Source organism: Variovorax sp. Varisp36, from assembly GCF_047304235.1.
Lineage (GTDB): Bacteria > Pseudomonadota > Gammaproteobacteria > Burkholderiales > Burkholderiaceae_C > Variovorax.
In genome coordinates this window covers 91,578-110,522 of sequence record NZ_JBGLYU010000011.1, presented here as the reverse complement: position 1 = coordinate 110,522, position 18,945 = coordinate 91,578, and the positions used below count along the sequence as shown (strand labels likewise).

11 protein-coding genes are annotated in these 18,945 nt (G+C 68.0%); 3 read left to right on the top strand and 8 right to left on the bottom strand.

Annotated elements, in window-relative coordinates:
* The first annotated feature begins 111 nt into the window (after positions 1-111).
* Positions 112-825, top strand: coding sequence for a nucleotidyltransferase family protein (locus ACCD11_RS09625; protein WP_413313690.1), 714 nt, complete (start codon positions 112-114; stop codon positions 823-825).
* Positions 822-2,219 carry an aminopeptidase P N-terminal domain-containing protein gene (locus ACCD11_RS09620; RefSeq protein WP_413313674.1) on the top strand — a complete coding sequence of 466 codons (1,398 nt, stop codon included), beginning with the start codon at positions 822-824 and terminating at the stop codon, positions 2,217-2,219. Before ACCD11_RS09625 ends, ACCD11_RS09620 begins: the two co-directional genes overlap by 4 nt.
* Here the strand turns inward: ACCD11_RS09620 and ACCD11_RS09615 are convergent.
* A complete protein-coding gene (locus ACCD11_RS09615) occupies positions 2,161-3,126 on the bottom strand; it encodes a LysR substrate-binding domain-containing protein (protein WP_413313673.1) in 966 nt (321 codons plus the stop codon). The genes ACCD11_RS09620 and ACCD11_RS09615 overlap by 59 nt on opposite strands.
* Before the next feature lie 134 nt (positions 3,127-3,260).
* Here ACCD11_RS09615 and ACCD11_RS09610 point away from each other — a divergent pair, with 134 nt between their 5' ends.
* A complete protein-coding gene (locus tag ACCD11_RS09610; RefSeq protein WP_007828549.1) occupies positions 3,261-3,668 on the top strand; it encodes a tautomerase family protein in 408 nt (135 codons plus the stop codon).
* Positions 3,669-3,708: 40 nt separating this feature from the next.
* Here ACCD11_RS09610 and ACCD11_RS09605 read toward each other — a convergent pair whose 3' ends face one another.
* The 7 genes from ACCD11_RS09605 to ACCD11_RS09575 all read right to left on the bottom strand — a co-directional run bounded on the left by ACCD11_RS09605 (position 3,709) and on the right by ACCD11_RS09575 (position 18,917).
* Positions 3,709-5,061 (bottom strand): esterase-like activity of phytase family protein, encoded by a 1,353-nt coding sequence (locus ACCD11_RS09605; protein ID WP_413313672.1) that lies wholly within the window; start codon positions 5,059-5,061, stop codon positions 3,709-3,711.
* A 70-nt stretch (positions 5,062-5,131) separates the two neighbouring features.
* Complete coding sequence (gene pbpC / locus ACCD11_RS09600; protein ID WP_413313671.1) at positions 5,132-7,465, bottom strand: penicillin-binding protein 1C; 2,334 nt, start codon at positions 7,463-7,465, stop codon at positions 5,132-5,134.
* 99 nt (positions 7,466-7,564) lie between these two features.
* Positions 7,565-13,567 (bottom strand): alpha-2-macroglobulin family protein, encoded by a 6,003-nt coding sequence (locus tag ACCD11_RS09595; RefSeq protein WP_413313670.1) that lies wholly within the window; start codon positions 13,565-13,567, stop codon positions 7,565-7,567.
* Positions 13,568-13,837: 270 nt separating this feature from the next.
* The gene (locus tag ACCD11_RS09590) at positions 13,838-15,472 is read right to left on the bottom strand and encodes an FAD-dependent oxidoreductase (protein WP_413313669.1); all 1,635 of its coding nucleotides are present in this window, start codon (positions 15,470-15,472) and stop codon (positions 13,838-13,840) included.
* A 7-nt stretch (positions 15,473-15,479) separates the two neighbouring features.
* Positions 15,480-17,036: a polyamine aminopropyltransferase gene (locus tag ACCD11_RS09585; protein WP_413313668.1), complete on the bottom strand. Its 1,557-nt coding sequence runs from the start codon at positions 17,034-17,036 to the stop codon at positions 15,480-15,482.
* Entirely contained in the window at positions 17,033-17,251 is a 219-nt protein-coding gene (locus ACCD11_RS09580) for a DUF350 domain-containing protein (RefSeq protein WP_007828540.1), read from the bottom strand. Before ACCD11_RS09580 ends, ACCD11_RS09585 begins: the two co-directional genes overlap by 4 nt.
* 178 nt (positions 17,252-17,429) lie before the next feature.
* The gene (locus ACCD11_RS09575) at positions 17,430-18,917 is read right to left on the bottom strand and encodes a DUF4178 domain-containing protein (protein WP_413313667.1); all 1,488 of its coding nucleotides are present in this window, start codon (positions 18,915-18,917) and stop codon (positions 17,430-17,432) included.
* Positions 18,918-18,945: the final 28 nt, after the last annotated feature.

Genomic DNA, 18,945 nt, shown 5'->3' with positions numbered 1-18,945 from the left:
TTCTCCCACCCCCTGCCGGGGGCAACACCAGAGGCCCGGCAAAGCCGGCTCCTCGGTGTTTCCCGAAAGAATCAGCCGATGACGAACGCAGCTTCGATTTCCGTGCGGGCCATGATCCTGGCCGCGGGGCGCGGCGAACGCATGCGGCCGCTGACCGACATCACTCCCAAGCCCCTGCTCGAAGTGCGCGGCAAGCCGCTGATGCAGTGGCCGATGGAAGCGCTGGCCGCGGGCGGGTTCACCGAGCTGGTGGTCAACACGGACTGGCTGGGCACGCAGATCTCCGAGCGGTTCGGCGCCAAGCCCTTGTTGCAGGGGCCAGCGGCACTGTCGATTTCATATTCCGACGAGGGCCGCGACTTCGGCGGCGCGCTGGAGACGGCCGGCGGCATCGTGCGTGCGCTGCCTTTGCTCGGCGAGGTGTTCTGGGTCGCGGCCGGCGACGTGTTCGCGCCGGACTTCGCCTTCACGCAAGACTCGGTCGACCGCTTCGTCGCCAGCGGCAAGCTCGCGCACCTGTGGCTGGTGCCAAACCCCGCGCACAACCTCAAGGGCGATTTCGGCTTGTCCGCCGGGGGCCTCGCGCTCAACACGGCCGACCGGAAGTTCACCTTCTCGACCATCGGCCTGTACCGCGCCGAGCTCTTCGCGCCACCGTACTGCGACATCCCGAGCGGCAACCCGGCCGGCCGCAAAGCCCCGCTGGCACCGATCCTGCGCGCCGCGATGGACAATGAACTCGTGAGCGCCGAGCTCTACACCGGCCCCTGGACCGATGTGGGCACCCCCGAACGACTCGCCCAACTGAACACGCCAAGCAGATGACTTCAGCAGCCACCACCACGATCTACGCCGAGCGCCGCGCGCGCCTCGCCTCGCAGCTGGGCAAGGACGGCATCGCGATCATCCCGACCGCGCCCGAACGCCCGCGCAACCGCGACACCGATTTCCTCTACCGCCACGACAGCTACTTCTATTACCTGACCGGCTTCACCGAGCCCAATGCCTGGCTGGTGCTGGCGGGCGATGGCCGCGCCACGCTGTTCTGCGCGCCGAAGGACCTGGAGCGCGAGATCTGGGACGGCTACCGCCTCGGCCCCGACGCGGCACCCGCGGCACTCGGTGTCGACGAAGCCTTCTCGGTCGCCGACCTCGATGCCAGGCTGCCGAAGCTGCTCGAGAACCGCTCGACCGTGTGGTTCCCGTTCGCCATCCACAAGGGCCTCGAGACCCGCATCGACGGCTGGCTGCAGTCGGTTCGCGCCCGCGTGCGCTACGGCGCGCTGTGCCCCGAGGAACAGCGCGACCTGTGTGGCCCGCTCGACGAGATGCGCCTGATCAAGGACGCGCACGAGCAGGACATCATGCGCCGCGCCGCGCAGATCAGCGCCCGCGGCCACGTGCGCGCGATGCAGCTCTCGGCCCGCATGCTGCGCGAGGGCAAGGACGCGCGCGAGTACCACCTCGACGCCGAGCTGCTGCACGAATTCCGCCTTGGCGGCTCGCAGTACCCGGCCTACTACTCCATCGTGGCGGCCGGCGCCAACGCTTGCGTGCTGCACTACCGCGCCGATGCGGCACCGCTGCGCAAGGGCGATCTGGTGCTGATCGACGCCGGCTGCGAACTCGACGGCTATGCGAGCGACATCACCCGCACCTTCCCGGCCGACGGCAAGTTCACCGGCCCGCAGCGCGCGCTGTACGACCTCGTGCTGGCCAGCCAGGACGCCGCGGCCGCCGTCACCAAGGCCGGCAACCGCTTCACCGATCCGCACGACGCCGCGGTGAAGGTGCTGGCGCAGGGCATGCTCGACTTCGGCCTGCTCGACGCCAACAAGGTGGGCGGCGTGGACGACGTGATCGACTCGCGCGCCTACTTCCAGTTCTACATGCACCGCACAGGCCACTGGCTCGGCATGGACGTGCACGATTGCGGCAGCTACGTCGAGCCCACGCAGATTGGCGAGGTGAGCGAGCGCAAGGATCCGCTGTCGAACGAGGTCATCAAGAACCGCCCGAGCCGCATCCTGCATCCGGGCATGGTGCTGACGCTGGAGCCCGGCATCTACGTGCGGCCCGCCGACGGCGTACCGGAGCAGTTCCACGGCATCGGCATCCGCATCGAGGACGACGCGATCGTCACGGCCACCGGCTGCGAGCTCATCTCGCGCGGCGTGCCCGTGAAGGCGGACGAGATCGAGGCGCTGATGCGGGCCTGACGGCCCGCGGGCCGAGCGGCCCGGGCTGTGGCATCGCCATGGCCTGGGCCTGAAGCCAGTCGCAAAACAGTCGCGCCGCCTCGTCCCGGGTGCCGTTGCGCCTGGCGACATAGCGGTAGCCGCTGGCATGAAAGCCCAAGGGCGCGGTCAATCGTCCCGCCCGCACGTCGTCCATCACGAGATGCCAGGGCGCGATGCAGATGCCCAGGCCGCCGATCGCAGCCTCCAGCGTGAAGTAGTAGTGCTCGAACTCCGTGCCGGGCAAAACTCGCACCGCGCTGCCGACCGATGCGCTCCACATCGACCAGGCATTGCGCCGCGTGCGCGTCTGCAGGATCTCCCGGTTCTCGAGATCGGCCGGCTCGCCGAGCCGCAACCGGTCGGCCAGGCCGGGAGCCAGCACGGGGCCGAGCAGTTCGTCGAACAGGAACACATCGGCAGGCGTCGCCTCCTCGTCTTCGTCCTGCGCCACCGAGATCGCGACGTCGCTGCGCGACACCGGCGTTGCCGCACTCTGGTCCGTGGTCTTGAGCCGCACGCCGATGTCCGGCTGGCTCGCATGAAAATCGTAGAGCCGCGGAATGAGCCAGCGCATCGTGAAGGTGCTGAGGCAGGAGACGTCCAATGTCGTGTGCTGCCGCTCAAGCATGGCATCCACCGCCTGTTCGATCTGCATGAAGGCCGCCGACAGGGTCGGCTGCAAGTACTTGCCGGCAACGGTCAGCACCGGCCGGTTCTTCGGCCCTTCGAACAACACGACGCCGAGCGCATCCTCGAGTTGCCGCACCTGCCGGCTGATCGCACCAGGCGTGACATGCAACTCGTCGGCGGCCAGGGTCATGCGGCCCAGACGGCCGGCCGCTTCGAAGGCGCGCAGCGCGTTCATGTGGCGAAGATGCTGTTTCATGGTGAAGTGACTTTATTGCACATAGCACCGGCAAATTCATCGGTTCGTTTTTTGCTTTGCGGCGCCTACAAACGGCGCATGACCTGTCCGGAATCGTCCGGCGGCATGCATCGCTTTTGCTGGAGTCCGTCACCATGCCTTTCATTCGCACCGCCGTCCCTGAAGACACGCCTCCCGCTCAATGCCAGGCCATCGTGCGAGGCATCCACGACGCACTGGTCGGCAGTATCGGGATGCCGGAGGACGAGCTGTTCAACCTGGTGAACCCGTACAGGGCCGACCATTTCTTTTTCGATCGCAGGTTCAATGGCGTGGCACGTTCCGATCGCGTGATCGTGGTCGAGATCACCATGCGCCGGGGGCGCAGCGATGCGATGAAACGGACACTTTATGGCCAGATCGCGCACAACCTGGAACACCAGGCTGGCATCGCACCAGCCGACGTTTTCATCTTCACTCACGAAAATGATTACTCGGACTGGTCGGTCGGCAACGGCCAGTTCGCGATGACCTTGGTGCAGCAGCGCGGCACGGACACCTGAAAGACAGCAAGGCGGTGCCGATGCCCTCGCGGCAGGCCGCTTACTTCGCCTGCAGCAACGCGCCCGCTTCCAGCAGCACCAGCTCGTTGTCGTCCGCCTTGTTCGGCTCGCGGCTGCTCGAGAACGGCAGGTTGTTGTCGTTGCCGACCACGATGTGCGTGGCGTCCACCACGTCGACGTTCTCGATGGTGAAGAAGGGAAACTTCAGCACGCCGTCGTTCAGCGGCTTGCGTGCGAGCTTGTCGGGGTCGGCGATGTTCAGCAGGTCGATGTAGCCGATCTTGCGCACCGGGCCGCCCGCGTTCGCGTCGTTCAGCTCGACCTTGTAGACGCGCTTGAACTTCGCGATGTCGTGGAAGCAGTCGGTACGCTTCTGGCCTTCGGGGCAAGCCTTGTCGCTCGTGCCTTCGCCGTTGTCTCGTTCGATGATCAAGCCGGTGGTTGCGTCGATCATGTTGAAGTCGCCGATGGCGTTGCCATTGGCTTCGAGCACGTATTTCCAGTGGCGGCCCGTCCACTTCTCGGTGGCCACATCGAACTCCAGCACGCGCAGCGCTTCCTTGCCGTCGACGCGTTCGTAGTCCTTGGCCTCGGCATTCCACACCGGGCCTTCGAGCAGCGCGTAGAGCTTGCTTGCGTCCTTCGACGAGGCCATGCCCTCGAAGCCCTTGGAGCGCTTGATCTGGAAATCGACCGCGCCGCCGGGCATGCCTGGCGTGGTCACTGCGGGGTGATCGGGCGAGCGCACGGCCTTGCCGTCGACCAGCGTGTCGTGCACGGCGAGCACCTTGCCCTTGAGGTCGGCCTTGATCAGGAAGGGTCCGAACTCCTCGCCGATCCACAGCGCGCCGCCGGCGAACTGGAAGCTCTCGGGGTCGAAGTCGGCGCCCGTCAGGTAGCGCTGCTTGGTGCCTTCGTGGACGATGCGGAAGGGCACCTTCTTGTCCGGGTCATGCAGGAAGATGGTGTTCAGGCGGTTGAACTTGCCGCTCTTGAAGTCCACCTTGTAGTGGTTCAGGTAGAGCATGAAGTCGGGCGAGTTGGCCTTGGTACCGGCACCGTTGTCGGTGAGGATCCAGAAGCTGCCGTCGTCCATCTTCTTGATGCCCGAGTGGCCCTGCAGCGGTTGGCCCTTGAAGGGCAGCGACACGCCGGTGCCGCGGCCGGCCGACAGGCCTTCGACCGAGCCGATCGCCTCGACGCGCTTGCCGGTCGTGAACTTGCCGCTGGCCTGCAGGTCGGCCGGCGCGTCCTTGGGCGCAGCGACGAAGCTCTGCGCGGGCAGGACGGCGTGGCCGGCGAGCGTGGAGGGGAAGGCGGTCTGGGCCGTCGCGCCGCCGCACGCGAGTGCAGCGGCAAGAGCGATGAAAGACAGGGAGGCGATGCGCGTCATGGAAAGGAAGGCGTTCGAGTTCAAAACGCGTGACCATGCCGAGGCGGCATGACGCGGCCATGACATCCTTTCAAGGAGCGACGTCCACCGTCACTTCGCGCGACTCCGCGCGGCCCTGGTCGTCGACCGCGCGCAGCACATAGCGCCGGCCCGATACGGAGAGATCGGGCATCCAGGTGATGCCTTCGCCGGGCTCGGCGCGGCCGATGAGCGCATCGTCGGCAAACCAGTAGACGGCCTGCGTGCCCGCGGCAGCCTCGGCGCGCAGCACCAGCGGCTCGGGCTTCTTCACGCGCAGCGTGTGGCGCACGCCGCGCAAGGGCGACGTGATGAGCGGCGCGCTTTCCGGCGCATCGCCATCCTTCTCGCAGCCGTCGGCAGGCGCGCTCGCGCGTGGCAGGCCGGCCTGGCGGAACAGGCGGCGCATGTCGCTGCCCCATTGCTCCACCACCTGCTGGCGCGCATTGGGCTGCGGGCCGCAGACCACCTTGCCGGTCGTTTCGTCGACCCACACTGCGCGGTGCAGGTTGCTGACCTGGATCGGCGACTTGCCGGCAATGAACCATGTCATGGTGCGCACCGGGCACATCGCATCGGGCAGGCCGCCCGTCGCGGCGCAGACCTCGATCTGGCGCAGGTCCGCCGGCTGGCGCGATGCGATTTCGCCCGGGTCGAGCCGCTCGGCGCGCAGCGCATCGACCATGCGCAGGAACAGCGGCGCGGCGGCGTCGACGCCCACCAGCGCGGGATTGCTGGTGCCGTCGAAATTGCCGACCCACACCACCAGCACGTGACGGCCGAACACGCCGGCCGTCCACGCGTCGCGAAAGCCCCAGGACGTGCCCGTCTTCCACGCGATGGCCGGGCGTGCGGGCAGCGTGGTGTCGGGGCGCGGCGTGTGGCGCAGCATGTCGAGCGTGATGAACGACGCTTCCTCGCTCAGCAAGCGCAGCGGCTGCACGGGCCGCTCGCCGGGCGCGGGCTGCGTGTAGCGGATCGGCTGCGAGATGCCGCCGTTGGCCAGCGTCGCATACATGCCAGCCAGCTCCTCGGGCGTGACCTCGCCGCCGCCGAGCACCAGCGCGAGACCGTAGTGCGATTCGCCCTGCAGCTTCTGCACGCCGGCCAGGCGCATGAAGTCGTAGAGCCCCGGCTTCGAGAGCTTCGCTGCCACGGCCACCGCGGGCACGTTGCGGCTGCGGATCAGTGCCTCCTGCGCGGGCAGCGGCCCGGCGAAGCGGTGGTCGAAGTTCTCAGGCGTGTAAGGGCCGAAGGAGGTGGGCGCGTCCTTCAGCATGGTCTTCGGATGCAGCAGCCCCTGGTCGAGCGCCAGCGCGTAGATGAAGGGTTTGAGGGTGGAGCCCGGCGAGCGCTTGGCCAGAACGCCGTTGACTTGCCCCGAGATGGCGTCGTTGCGGAAGTCGGCCGAGCCGATCATCGCGCGCACCTGCATCGTCGACGCATCGAGCAACAGCGCGCTCGCGTTGCTCATGCCCACGTCGGCGTGCGCGCGCAGGTACTGGCCCATCACGCGTTCGAGCGTGGCCTGCATGCGCAGGTCGATGGTGGTGCGCACTTCCTGCACGCCACGCTCCTGCGCGAGCAGCATGTCGGTGGCGTGCGGTGCCAGAAAAGGCAGGCTGCCGCGCGACTGTGCCGAGAGCGCGAGCTGCGCGTCGGGCGCGTGCTGCTTCGCCGCCAGATCGCGCTCGGCCCACAGCGCCCACAGGCGTTCGCGCGCCGATTGCAGCTCGGCGTTGCGGCCGCGCTCGGCGATGCGCTTGACGGGGTTCTGCGGAATCACCGCGAGCGTCAGCGCCTCGGGCAGACTGAGCTTGGCGGCGTCCTTGCGGAAGTAGATGAGGCTCGCGGCCTGCACGCCTTCGATGTTGCCGCCATAGGGGGCGGTGTTGAGGTAGGCCTCGAGGATGTCGTGCTTGCTGAAGCGCGCCTCCAGCCATAGCGCGGCGAAGATCTGCGCGACCTTGCCGGTGGGCGTGCGGCTGTCGATACCGTACACGCGCCGCGCGAGCTGCATGGTGAGCGTGGAGCCGCCCTGGCGGCGCTCGCCGCTGGCGATGCGCCACGCGCTTCGCGCCAGCGCGGCAGGGTTGACGCCGGGGTGCGTGTAGAAGCGCCGGTCTTCGTACAGCAGCACTGCATCGACCAGCGTGGGCGAGATGCGCTCCAGCGGCACCCAGAGCCGGTACTGTTCGTCGGCCGCGAGCGTGAGCCGCATCAGCTCGCCGCCTTGCGCATAGACGGCGCGCGAGCTGCCGACGGTTTCGCTCAGCGGGGCGTGGGGCCACAGGCGAAGAAGGACAAGCAGCACGACGAAGACCGCAAGGGCGAGCGCGGCCTTCCTCCCTCTCCCGCTTGCGGGAGAGGGCTGGGGTGAGGGCATCGGCGATGGATCGAGCGCGGAGGTCATAGGAAGCGCCGCACCCTCACCCTAACCCTCTACCGCACGCGGGAGAGGGGACAAGGCAAGAGCGCGTCACGATCAATTCGCCACCACCTGGAAGCGCGCGCCGGCCGAGCGCGAGAACACGCGCCGGTCGTACATCGCCTCGCCGTACGCGGCCGGCACCACGTAGTCGCCCACGTTGGTGGCGCGCGCCTTGTAGGTCACTTCGAGCAGGTCCTTGTTGACGCTGCCGTAGAACACGACGCGGTCTTCGCGGATGTCGGCGTACTGCACCTTCCACGAGCCGCCGCCACCGAGGCGCTTCTTCCAGATCGGTGCGTCGGCATTCGCATCGTCGTCGTCGCCCACGGCCTGCAGCACCGGCTCCAGCCCGCCGGGCAGCACGTCGACCAGCGCCACGTCGTTGATGTTCGCCCGCTCCAGGCTGCGCACGCGCACCCGCACCGTGACCTCCTCGCCGAGCTTCGCCTTGGCGATCGGGTTGCCCTTGGCATCGAGCACTTCGTGGAAGATCTCGAGGCCCTTGTTCACCGCGGTGGCGGGCACGTTGCGCTCGAAGCCCTGTTCGGCCCAGCTGTAGTACAGGTTGAAGTCGCTGTCGTTCGACAGCTTCAGCTTGGCGGTGCCGGCCGGCACCGCGGCGCGCGTGATCGGGTTGACCGCGCCCAGCGCGAGTGCGGCGGCCTGGCCCTGCGCATTGACAGTGCTCGCCGTGAGCTTGCCTTCCACGTTCTGTCCCACGGCCTCGAAGTACGAGTCGACCGCGAGCAGCATCGAGGCTGACGACAGGCTGTTGTACCAGCCGTCGCGCACCATCGCGCCCATGCCTTCCCATACTGCGGGCTTCAGCGTCTTCAGGCGCGACGGGAAGTGGCGGCCCACGAGGTGCAGCGTCATGCTGTCGTGCACCAGCGGGTCGTAGTAGGTGCCCCAGACGTTGCGGCGCTGCTTCTTCTCGGTGCGCGCGAGCAGGTCGGCCCACACCGGGTTGAGCAGCTCGTTGGCCACCTGCTCCTGCTTCACGAGCTGGTAGCTCGCGGCAAGGTAGACGGCGCCGAGGTCGTCGCTCCAGCCCTGCGTCTGCTTGCTGCGCCATGCTTCGCGCAGGTTGGCCAGTGCGGCCGGCGCGATGATGCCCTGGCGCGTCAGCAGGTAGGCCGCCTGCGTGCGCTGGCGCCAGCCGTCGAGCGATGCGTCGCCGCTGCCGAGCCAGCCCTGCAAGTAGGCATTGGCCTTCTGCAGCAGGTCTTGCGGCACGGGCAGCTTGTGGTCCTTGGCCTCGACCAGCAGGTGCACGGCGTACAGCGTGGCGAAGGCGTCGGTGCCCGCACCGGGCCACAGCGAGAAGCCGCCGTCGGCCGTCTGCCGTGCGCGCAGCTGCACGAGGTAGCGCTCGAAGGTCTTGCGCGCCTCGGGCAGCGGACCCTGCTCGGCCGTGCGCCCGCGCGCCATTTCCTTCACCAGCTCGGGACGGCCCGAGAGCAGCACTGCCGGGAAGGTCTGGCTCGTGATCTGCTCGGTGCAGCCGTGCGGGTAGGCCTCCAGGTACTGCATGAGGCCGGTGGCAAAGGACCACGGCGCGGCCGACACGGCCACGGCGCTCTGGCGGAAGTTCGGGTACAGGTCGGCCTGGCTCGAGATTTCTCCCGCGCGCTGGAAGCTGCCGGCCTGCACCAGCGTGACGAAGGGCGATGCAGGCCGCACGCTCACTTCGGTCGACAGGCGCGCGTTGAAGTTCTTGTGCGTCGACGTGAACACCAGCGCCGAAGAACCCAGCACGGCCTGCTCGCCCGGCTTGGCGCGCACGCTGAACTTCGTGCTCGCCTCGCCGCGCTCGTTGACCTTGAGCGTCTGTGTGGCATCGCCCACCACTTCGAGCCCGCCGGAGGCGGTGAGCGTGAGCGCGATGGGCACTTCCTTGCCCGAGCCCACGATGTTGTTCGCGAGGCCCACGCCCACTTCGACCGTGTCACCGGGCGCCATGGCGAGCGGCGCGTTGGGCAGGATCACCATGTCGCCGCGCACCACGGTGCGGGTGCTCTTGGCGGCGGTGGTCTCGTCGTTCACCGCGACGGCCATCACGCGCAGGCTGCCATTGAAGCTCTCGGGCACGGTGTAGCTGAACTCGCGGCTGCCGTTCACATCCACCAGCCCCGACCAGAAGGCCACAGGCTTGTCGCGCTTGCGCTTGAACGGGTTCAGGTGCTTGCCGAGTTCGCCTTCGCCGTCACCGCCGGGCGCGGCGCCCTGCATGAGCTTCTTGAACTCCGGCAGGATCAGGTCGAGCGTCTGCAGCGTACCGACTTCGAGCGCGCGCTTCTGGAAGAAGTGCTTGAGCGGATCAGGCGTCTTGTAGCGCGCCACCTGCAGGATGCCCTCGTCCACCGCGAAGACCACGGCGCGCGTGGGCTTGTCGCTGGTGAGCTTCATCTTCACGGTCTGGCCCGGCTTCACCAGTTCGCTGCTGGTGAGCTGCAGGTTGGCGGTGCGCTTGGTCAGCGCGGTGACGAAGGGCACGACGCCGTACGACAGCGGGCTCATGTAGACCTCGTCCGAGGCTGGGTCGCGCACGAAGTGCACGTTGATGTAGCCCGTGCCCTCGAAGTCCTTGGGCAGCACGATCTTCTGCACCGAGGCGGTCTTGTCGGTCTTGAACCATGCATGGGCGTAGACCTTGTCGCGCTCGATGGTGATGAGGCCGGCGCCCACGTAGGGCGCGCGGATGCTCACCGCGATCTCCTGCCCGGGCTCGTAGTCCTTGCGGTCGAGCGTGAGCTGCAGTTCGGCATTGCGGTCGAGCGAGCGCGAGACGTTGGCGTTGCCGGCCACGCTGTATTCCACGCGGTTGAGCTCCAGCCCGTCGGCGTTGCGCACCACGTAGGCGAAGTTGCCGGGGGCGCCGGTGTCCAGCGCCACGGTGTTGCCGGCGGCAACGATGGCGAAGGGCTTCTCGTCGAGCACGATCTCCTTGCGGCGCGACTCGTAGCGGTACAGGCCGCTGTCCTGCTTGATGAGCACCGACAGCACCTTGCGTTCGACGCGTTCGATCTTCAGGCCGGGCACGGCTGTCTTCCTGGCCTGCGGGTCGATCGCGATCACGGTGGCACTGCGAGCGGCGCCCTTGCTCACGTAGCCGACGTCGCCGTCGACCTTCACGCCGACAAGGTAGGGCATGTCGCTCACCAGCGTCTGCGCCTCGGCCGACACGCTGCGCCCACCCTCGGGCTCGAAGGCCCTGGCCAGCACGTGCACCTGGTAGGTGGCGGCGTCGAAGCGCGACAGGCGCAGGTCGAACTCGGCCTTGCCGTCGGCGCTGGTCTGCACGCTGCCCAGATCGTCGGCCTGCCTGTCGGCAGCGCGCTGCGGATCGAAGAAGGCGTAGTCGGTGAACGCGCGGAACACCGGGAAGCCGGGGCTCAGCGTGAGAGTGCCTTCCACCTTGCGGTCGGGCGCGGGCGTGCCGAAGAGGTTCTGCACATCGATCAGCGCCTTCAGGTCCTTCGGCTTGACCCAGCCTTCGGCCACTTCGCTGCTGAGCTTGGCCGTGACCTTGGTGCGGTCGGGCAGGAACTCCTGCACCTTCACGGTGGTGCTGCCGATCAGCAGGCCTTCGACCTCGGGCGTGCCGGGCGACGATTCGCGCGGCAGGTAGAGGTTGACGGTGTAGTTGCCAGTCGGCGAGCTGTCCTGCGTGGTGTGGGCGATTTCCGCGGCGCCGCCGGGGCCGAGCTTGAGCTTCTCGCGGCGCACGCTGAGGCCGCGCGCGTCGATGATCTCGGCTTCGAGCGGCAGGTCGCGCAGCGAGGTGGCCCAGTTGCCGGCCTTCACCATCATCGCGATGTGCATCGTGTCGCCCGGGCGGTAGATGCCGCGGTCGCTGAAGACGTAGGCCGTCATCTGGTTCGGCACGCCGGCCGCGCGCAGGCCGCCGACGTCGAAGCGCGAGATGTCCAGCGTGCGGTCGCTGCGGTTGAAAGGCAGGAAGCTCAGGTCGCCGTCCTTGCGCACGACCAGCACCACCGGCGCCTTCTCGCGCTGGTAGCCGGCGAGGTTGGGCAGCTTGGCCGCGCCCGTCGCGTCGGTGGCCTGCGACGCCACGATCATGCCGTTGCGGCCCCACACTTCGACCAGTGCACCAGCCACGGGCTGTCCGTTGGCAATGCTCTGCACGAACACGTCGCGCGTACCGTCGAGCGACTTCTTGGCGACGATGCCCAGGTCGGTGACGAGCACGAGGCGCTGGTCGAGCTGCTGCTCGGGGTTGCCGCCCTCGCCGTTGCCTTCTTCCTCGTCCGGGGACTGCTGCTGTTCGTCCTCGGGTTGGGCTTGCGCATCGCCTTCGGGCTTCTTCTTGGCCTTGGGGTCGTAGCCCTGCACCTTGAGCAGGAACACGCCGCGCCGGTCGGACGCGTCGCTGCGCAGGTACTCGGCGAAGTCGACGGTCTCGTAGTGCGCCTTGCCGGCGGGGATGCTGAGCGGGATCTCCTTCTGGAAGCGGTCGACGAGGTTGTCCGACTGCAGGCCGCCATAGAACTGCGGATGCGCGAAGTCGCCGTTGGTCTGCGTCACCAGGTGCTGCAGCTGCTGCGGCAGCAGGCGGCCGATTTCGAGGCGGATGCCGGGCAGGTCGCGCACCAGGATCGGCAGCTTGCGCTCGCCCGACAGCGCGAGCAGCGAGCCCTGGCTCATGATGGTGAGCTCGGGCGCGAAGGTCTTGAGCAGCAGAACGTCCTGGCGCGCCGCGCCGAGCTGGTAGCCGCCGGGCGTCTTCAGGCCCTTGGCCACGCGCACCAGCAGGTAGCGCCCGCCCTCGGCCTGCGGCATGCGGAAGCTGACCATCTCGGTCACTTCGCGCTCGCTGGCGATGGGCTGCAGGCTGATCTTCTTCGCGCGGCGCAGCACGGCGTCGGTGATCTTCGCGGGCTCGGCCGACCAGTCGAACTTGTCGTCGGGATCGCCCTTGGCTTCTTCCGTGGCCGGCAGCAGCCAGGCCTGCACCACGCGCGCCATTTCGCGTTCGTGCACCGGCATCGAGGCGGTGACGTGCATCACGTGCTCGGGTTCGCCGTTCTCGCCGGTGACGATGGTGGGCTCGATGCCGGCGATGGCCAGGCTGAAGAGGCCGGGGATGTCGACCGCGCGGGACTGGTCGTTGCGCAGCGCGGGACCGCCCTTCTGCGCGACCGTGCCAGCCGTGAGGCTGAGAATCGCTGGACGCGTCTTCTCGGGAATCGGCAGCGGGTCCGACTGCAGGGTGGCATTGAGGCGCAGCCTGTCGTAGCTGACCGTGAACTTCTCGCTCGCGCACTTGCCGACGCTGAAGATCGAGCTGCTGCAGGGCTGGTCGTAGGTCAGCACCAGGCGCTTTTCGAACTCGGCCGTGTTGACGGGGTGCGAGAAGCGCACCTGGAAAAGCGCGCGGCGTACGTTGGCCTGCACCGGGTCCTGGTAGAACTCGGCGCTGGCGATCTGGGCGGTGAATTCGGGCGAGGTGAACTCGTACTTGCGCTGCGCCATCTCGATGTGCGGCGCGAGCGCGTTGCCGGCGATCTGCACCTTGTAGGGCTGGCCGATGGGCCAGTCCTGCGCGGGCAGGAATTCGAGGCGGTTCTGTTTGGTCCAGGTCCAGCGGCCGGCAATGGCGGGCTCGATGATGACGCCGGTGGCCTCCTGGCCGATGCGCGCAATGGGCGCGACCGAGGCGGAGAAGTTCATGACGAAGGGGTTCGGCCCCTTGTCGAGCTCGATCTGTGTACGTTGCGGCGGCTCGGTCTTCGCGGTGGCGACGACGGGCTCGACGCGGTCGGGCGTGAGGCCGTGCCACCACTTCAGCACATGGGGGCTCGCCATCCAACCGGCCAGCACCAATAAGAGGAGCAGCACCAGCCACGCCAACCGCTGCTGCAGCCACTGCAATCCGAGCAGCACGAAGGCGCCGGCAATGCGCAGCCAGCCCGGCGGCCGCCAGGAACCGATGAGCCCGCGGGCCAGCGGACGCAGGAATCCGAGCACGCGGCCCAGCCCGGTGAAGAGCACGTCGCTGAGCGACGCGAGTTTTCTGTTGGCGACTTGAAGCATGGAAGCTCCCCCGATGTTTTTGTTGGCGTTCGCGAGTTTGCCGACCGTCTGTGAAGCGATGGCGCCGTGTGTGAAGTCCGCGTGAAAACTGCACGGGGCTGCGCCGGGGCCATTTCAAGGATTCATGGTGCGTTTGCTTTGCTGGGTGTTTTTTCAGGGCGAGTGCGAAGGACACCGGGTGCCCCCTCCGCGAATGTCCACCGGCCTGCGGCCTCCTCCTTTATTTCGCTGCGCAGAGCACCCCGTCGGCGTGACTGCACCTCGGACGCCTCATGCCGCCGCCACGCGCATTCCCGCGAGGTGCCCACGCGTGAACGCCTCCTCGAAGATCGAGTAGCCCGACCAGTCGGCATGCGCGAACGACAGGCGTCCCGCGACGACGCTGCCGCGGTGCGCCTCGTCCGATGTCGTGCGCTGCGAGCCGATCTGCGCCAGCAGCCCCGGTTTGGGGATGGACATGGCGTGCCCATAGCGCGTGACGTCGATGCGCGTGGCGAGCGAAGGCAGGTCGGGGTGCGGCACCGACAGCTCTGCGAGCAGGTCGTCGCGCCAGCCGCTCCACGGCCGATCGAGCAGCAGCTTGCGACCGTCCGCCGCGTCGTAGCCGCTCGGCCCCAGCGGGCGGTACCAGCTGAGGACGGTGCCGCGCGGCGTGGGGTCGAGCGACTGGTGCCGCGCGTCGACGTAGCCGAGGCCGCGCGTGCCGTGGATCACGTTGTCCCAGCTCGGCGCTGCGCCATGGCGGTCGGCCAGCGGGCCGCGCAGGTGGATGTTGGCCACGAGCCAGGGCGCGTAGCGCACGTGGGCCGCGGCGTTCTTCAGCACGGCCGGCGGGTTCTCGACCACGCGCGCGGCGATGAACACGGGCAGCGCGACGATGCAGCGCTCGGCCTGCCAGCGCACGAGCGATTTCGTGGCCGCATCCCACGCGTCGACCTCGACGCCGTCGCGCACCTCGGCGATGCGCGTGACGGCCTGGCCGGTACGCAGCCGGTCGCCGAGCGGCCTGGCCAGTTGCTTCGTGAGCCAGCCGTTGCCTTCGGGCCAGGTGAGGATGCCGTCGCGCTCGGGGCTCGAATCGTTGACGCTGCCGGTGGGATCGCCGGGCGCATGGAAGCCGTGGCGGCTCGCGAAGTAATGGATGCCGGCCCAGGCCGAGACGTGTTCGATGCCAGCGCCGTAGTCGTCGCGGCAGCAGTAGTCGAGATACCAGCGCAGCTGTGCGTCGCTGAATCCTTCGCTGTCGAGCCAGCCCGCGAAGGTGATGGCGTCGAGCGCCAGCAGCTCGGGCGTGACGGCGACCTTGAGCGTGGGAATCGCAAAATGCGCCGCGTGCTGCAGCGCATCGATGCGCTGCGCGAACTTGCGGTACTGCGCGAGCGAGCCTTCGCCCACGCCGTGCATGGGCAACAGGCCGTCCTGCCACTCGCCGCGGAAGAACAGGCGCTCCTGCGGGCTGTGGCAGAGCGTGGCCTCGTCGTATTCCCAGCGGCCCGCCACGCGGCGGCGCAGACCGAGTTCCTCGAGCAGGTCCTGCACTTCGCGCGCGTCGTCGCCCGGCACGGGCAGGTAGTGCGCACCGAGCGGGCAGGCGATGCCGTTGACCACGCCGCCGCGTGCGTTGCCGCCGGCGGTGTCCTCGAGCTCGAGCAGCGTGAAGTCGTCGATGCCCGAGAGCCGCAGGGCGCGTGCAGCCGCAAGGCCCGCGACGCCGCCGCCTGCGATCACCACGTGCGTGCGCTTCACGACGGCGGGCGCCTGGCTCTTGAGCGCGCCATCGCGCATCGCGTGGCCGCGCGCCATGTCGATGCCGGTGAAGCCACCTTCGACGGGCGTTGGCGGCGCCTCGCAGCCGGCAAGCGCCAGCGCGCCTGCCGCCATTCCGAGAAATTCGCGCCGTTGCATGACTCAGCTAGTGCGCCATCACCTTGCCCCACTCCTGCTCGTAGGTGGTGACAAGGGTCTGGTTCGACAGCCGGTTCACTTCGGCCGGCACGCGCGCCATGTCGAGCGGAAAGTCGAACATCAGCGGCAAGGTGGAAGGCGAGAGGAAGCGCAGGCCCGAAGGCAGCGCATCGGGCATGCGGTAGGGCCGCCGGCTCGCGATGATGTAGCCCCATTCGCCGAAGCTCGGCACATGCGCGTGGTACGGTGTGGCACGCAGGCCCACCGATTCGATGGTGGTGGCCACGGTCCAGTAGCTCTTGCGCGCCACCAGCGGCGAGGTGGTCTGGATCACCGCATAGCCGCTGGCCGAAAGGCGCCTCTCGAGCAGCGCGTAGAAGCTGTTGGTGTAGAGCTTGCCGATGGCGAAGTTGGTCGGATCGGGAAAGTCCACCACGATGACGTCGAAGGTGTCCCCGGGCTGCTGCAGCCACTGGAAGGCGTCGGTGTTGACGATCTTCACCTTGGGCGACGAGAGCGAGTGGCCGTTGAGCGCGGCCAGGGTCTCGTGCTCGGTGAAGAGTTGGGTCATGTTCGGGTCGAGCTCCACGAGCGTGACCGACTCGACCGAGGGGTACTTGAGAATCTCGCGCACCGCCATGCCATCGCCGCCGCCCAGCACGGCGACCTTCTTCGGCGCGCCCTGCGCGGCCATCACCGGATGCACGAGCGCCTCGTGATAGCGGTACTCGTCGCGCTCGGCGAACTGCAGGTTGCCGTTGAGGAACAGCCGGTGCCCGAGCAGCCCCCGCGTGACGACGATGCGCTGGTAGGGCGAGGTGGCACTGAAGACGATGCGGTCCTGGTAGAACTTGTCCTCGGCCAGCGTGGTGATGTGATCGGCCCAGGCGAAGGCCGCGACCAGCGCGGCCAGCGCGAGAAAGCACGCGACCGCATGCGCGCCGACGCGGCGCAGTTCATGCCGGAACAACCACAGCGCCCACACCGCCACGGCCGCGTTCATGAAGCCGAACAGCAGGCCGGTGCGGATCATGCCGAGCTGCGGCACGAGGACGAGCGGAAACGCCACCGACACCGCGAGCGCGCCGAGGTAGTCGAAGGTGAGCACCTGCGACACGAGGTTCTTGAGCACGATGTTGCGCTTCAGGATGCGCATCACCAGCGGAATCTCGAGCCCCACTAGCGTGCCCACGACCGTCACGAGGCCGTACAGCAGCAGCCGGAAGGCACTCGGCATGTACGCATTCGCGAGGAACAGGATCGCCGGCAGCGCACCGCCGATCAGCGCCACCATCAGTTCGATGCGAAGGAAGTGCGCCGGCAGCTGCCGCTCGAAATAGCGTGAGAGCCATGAGCCCACACCCATCGCGAACAGGTAGGTGCCGATGATGGTGCTGAACTGCAGCACCGAGTCGCCGAGCAGGTAGCTGCTCAGCGCGGCCGCGCTCAATTCGTAGACAAGCCCGCAGGCGGCGACCACGAACACGCTGGCGAGCAGCGCGATCTCCACGGGTTGCGGCCCCCGCGCATCCGGGGTGCGCGCGGGCAGGGCCGCGTCGCTCAATGGATTGCTGCGGCGACGATGATGCTGATGCCGAGGCTCATCGCGGCAACCACCAGCCCCAGCGCCACGTTCTGCTTCTCGACGATCTCGCCCCACAGGTCATACGGCGTGATCTTGTCGATGATCAGGAAGCAGAGCCAGAAGACCAGGACGCCGATCAGCGCATACACGAGCGATCCAAGGACCACGCCCGGTTTCAGCCATTCAAATCCCATGATGAGGACCTCCAGTCAAAGTTGATTCAGTTTGCACCCAGTCACCGCACAACGCGCGCCAGAACTGGCGCCCCCCCAAGTCGGGGAACACCGCAGAACCGGCTTCGCCGGGCTGCAGGTGTTGCCCCCGGTGAGGGGGAAGGCGAAGCGACACGAAGTGCGCGAAGCCTGGGGGCGGTCATTTGTGCCCGCCGCCACTCGAATAGCCGCCGTATGACCCGCCCGAGCTGCGGTAACCGCCCGTGGAGCCGCTGGAACTGCTGCAGGTGCTCATGATGATCAGCACGATGATGATCACGACGACGATGAGGACGATGGTGCCGCAGCCCATGCCGGATGCGGCACTCACGGGCAGCGCGTCGGCGCGCTTGAACATGTCCTTGCGCGCGTCGAGCTTGAAGGCGGAGGCCACCAGGCCGCTGTCGAGCTTGCTGCCCGACGACCACGTGAGTTCGTTGGCCGAGCGCTCCATCGACAGCAGTGCGCCGCCGCTGGCGAAGTCGCGGTTGAAGGTTTTCTGCCCGCGCTCGACCTGCCAGTAGAACTCGCCCGCCACGTAGGTGGTCTCGGCGTTGTAGGCGTACTGCTGCTGGTAGCGCTTGTTGAGGTAGGTGGCGGTGTTGCCGCTCTCGGCCATCACGGGCGCGCCGGTGGTCGGCTTGACCATGCTCCAGCCGTCCTCGGCGTCCACCAGGAAGCTGAAGCCGCGCTTCTTGTTGTAGAGCAGGTACTCGTCCCAGCCGAACAACTCGTCGTCGCCGGGCGCGCTGCCCATGCGGTGCTGGAAGCCGACCACCTGCCACTGCGCACCCTGCAGCTGGCCCATGCTGCCCAGCGCGATGAGCGGGCGCACGGGCTCGTCCTGCGTGGCGTGCTTGAGCTCGCCGCCGATGCCTTGCGACAGGTCGATGATGCTGTTGCACGAGCGGCAGGTGATGCTCTTGCTGTCGGCGAGGTTGACGGTGACGGGCGAGCCGCAGTTGGGGCAGTTGAAGCTGCGGCCCTTTTCGTCCTTTGCGGATTCCTCGCGCAGGCCGGTGAGCTGCAGGTCTTCGAGCTGCACCGAGCGGCCGAGGTAGCTCGCGGGCGGCTGCGTGCCGTAGTCGATGCTGAGGACCAAGCCCTTGTCGTTGCGCAGCTCGACCATCGCGAAGGAACGGCCGAGCTCGGGCAGGTGCGGCAGTTCGCCCTGCGCGGAGGTCAGCGCCACCTGCTCGTTCGAGGTGACGGCGTAGCTCTGGCCCGCGAAGGCGGTGGTGGCGCCCACGCGCAGTTCGTTCCAGGGCGGTGCGGTGCGCTGCAGGTCGAAGGGCAGCGCGAAGACGTAGGCACCGTTGTCCTCGCTGAGCACGCCGGTGCGGTCGCCGTCGAGCGCGGCGATCCACTCGGTCCAGCGGCCGCCGGGGTAGGTGTACTGCAACCGGCCGATCAGCGTGAAGGGCTTGTCCTGGATGCGGCCGGCGGCGAACAGCTGCAGCGGGCTGAAGTCGTCGAACAGCTCGGCCATCTTGCCGGTGCGCGCGAGCGTGTCGCCCTGTCGCACGACGGTGCTCTGGCAGTAGGGGCAGACCGCGTGCGTCGACTGCGCCGAGCGGAATTCGACGGGCGCGCCGCAGCCAGGGCAGGGCGCGCGGTAGTAGCGTTGGTTGCCGGTTTCCTCAGCCATGGCGGCTCAGGAGATCGACGGCTGTAAC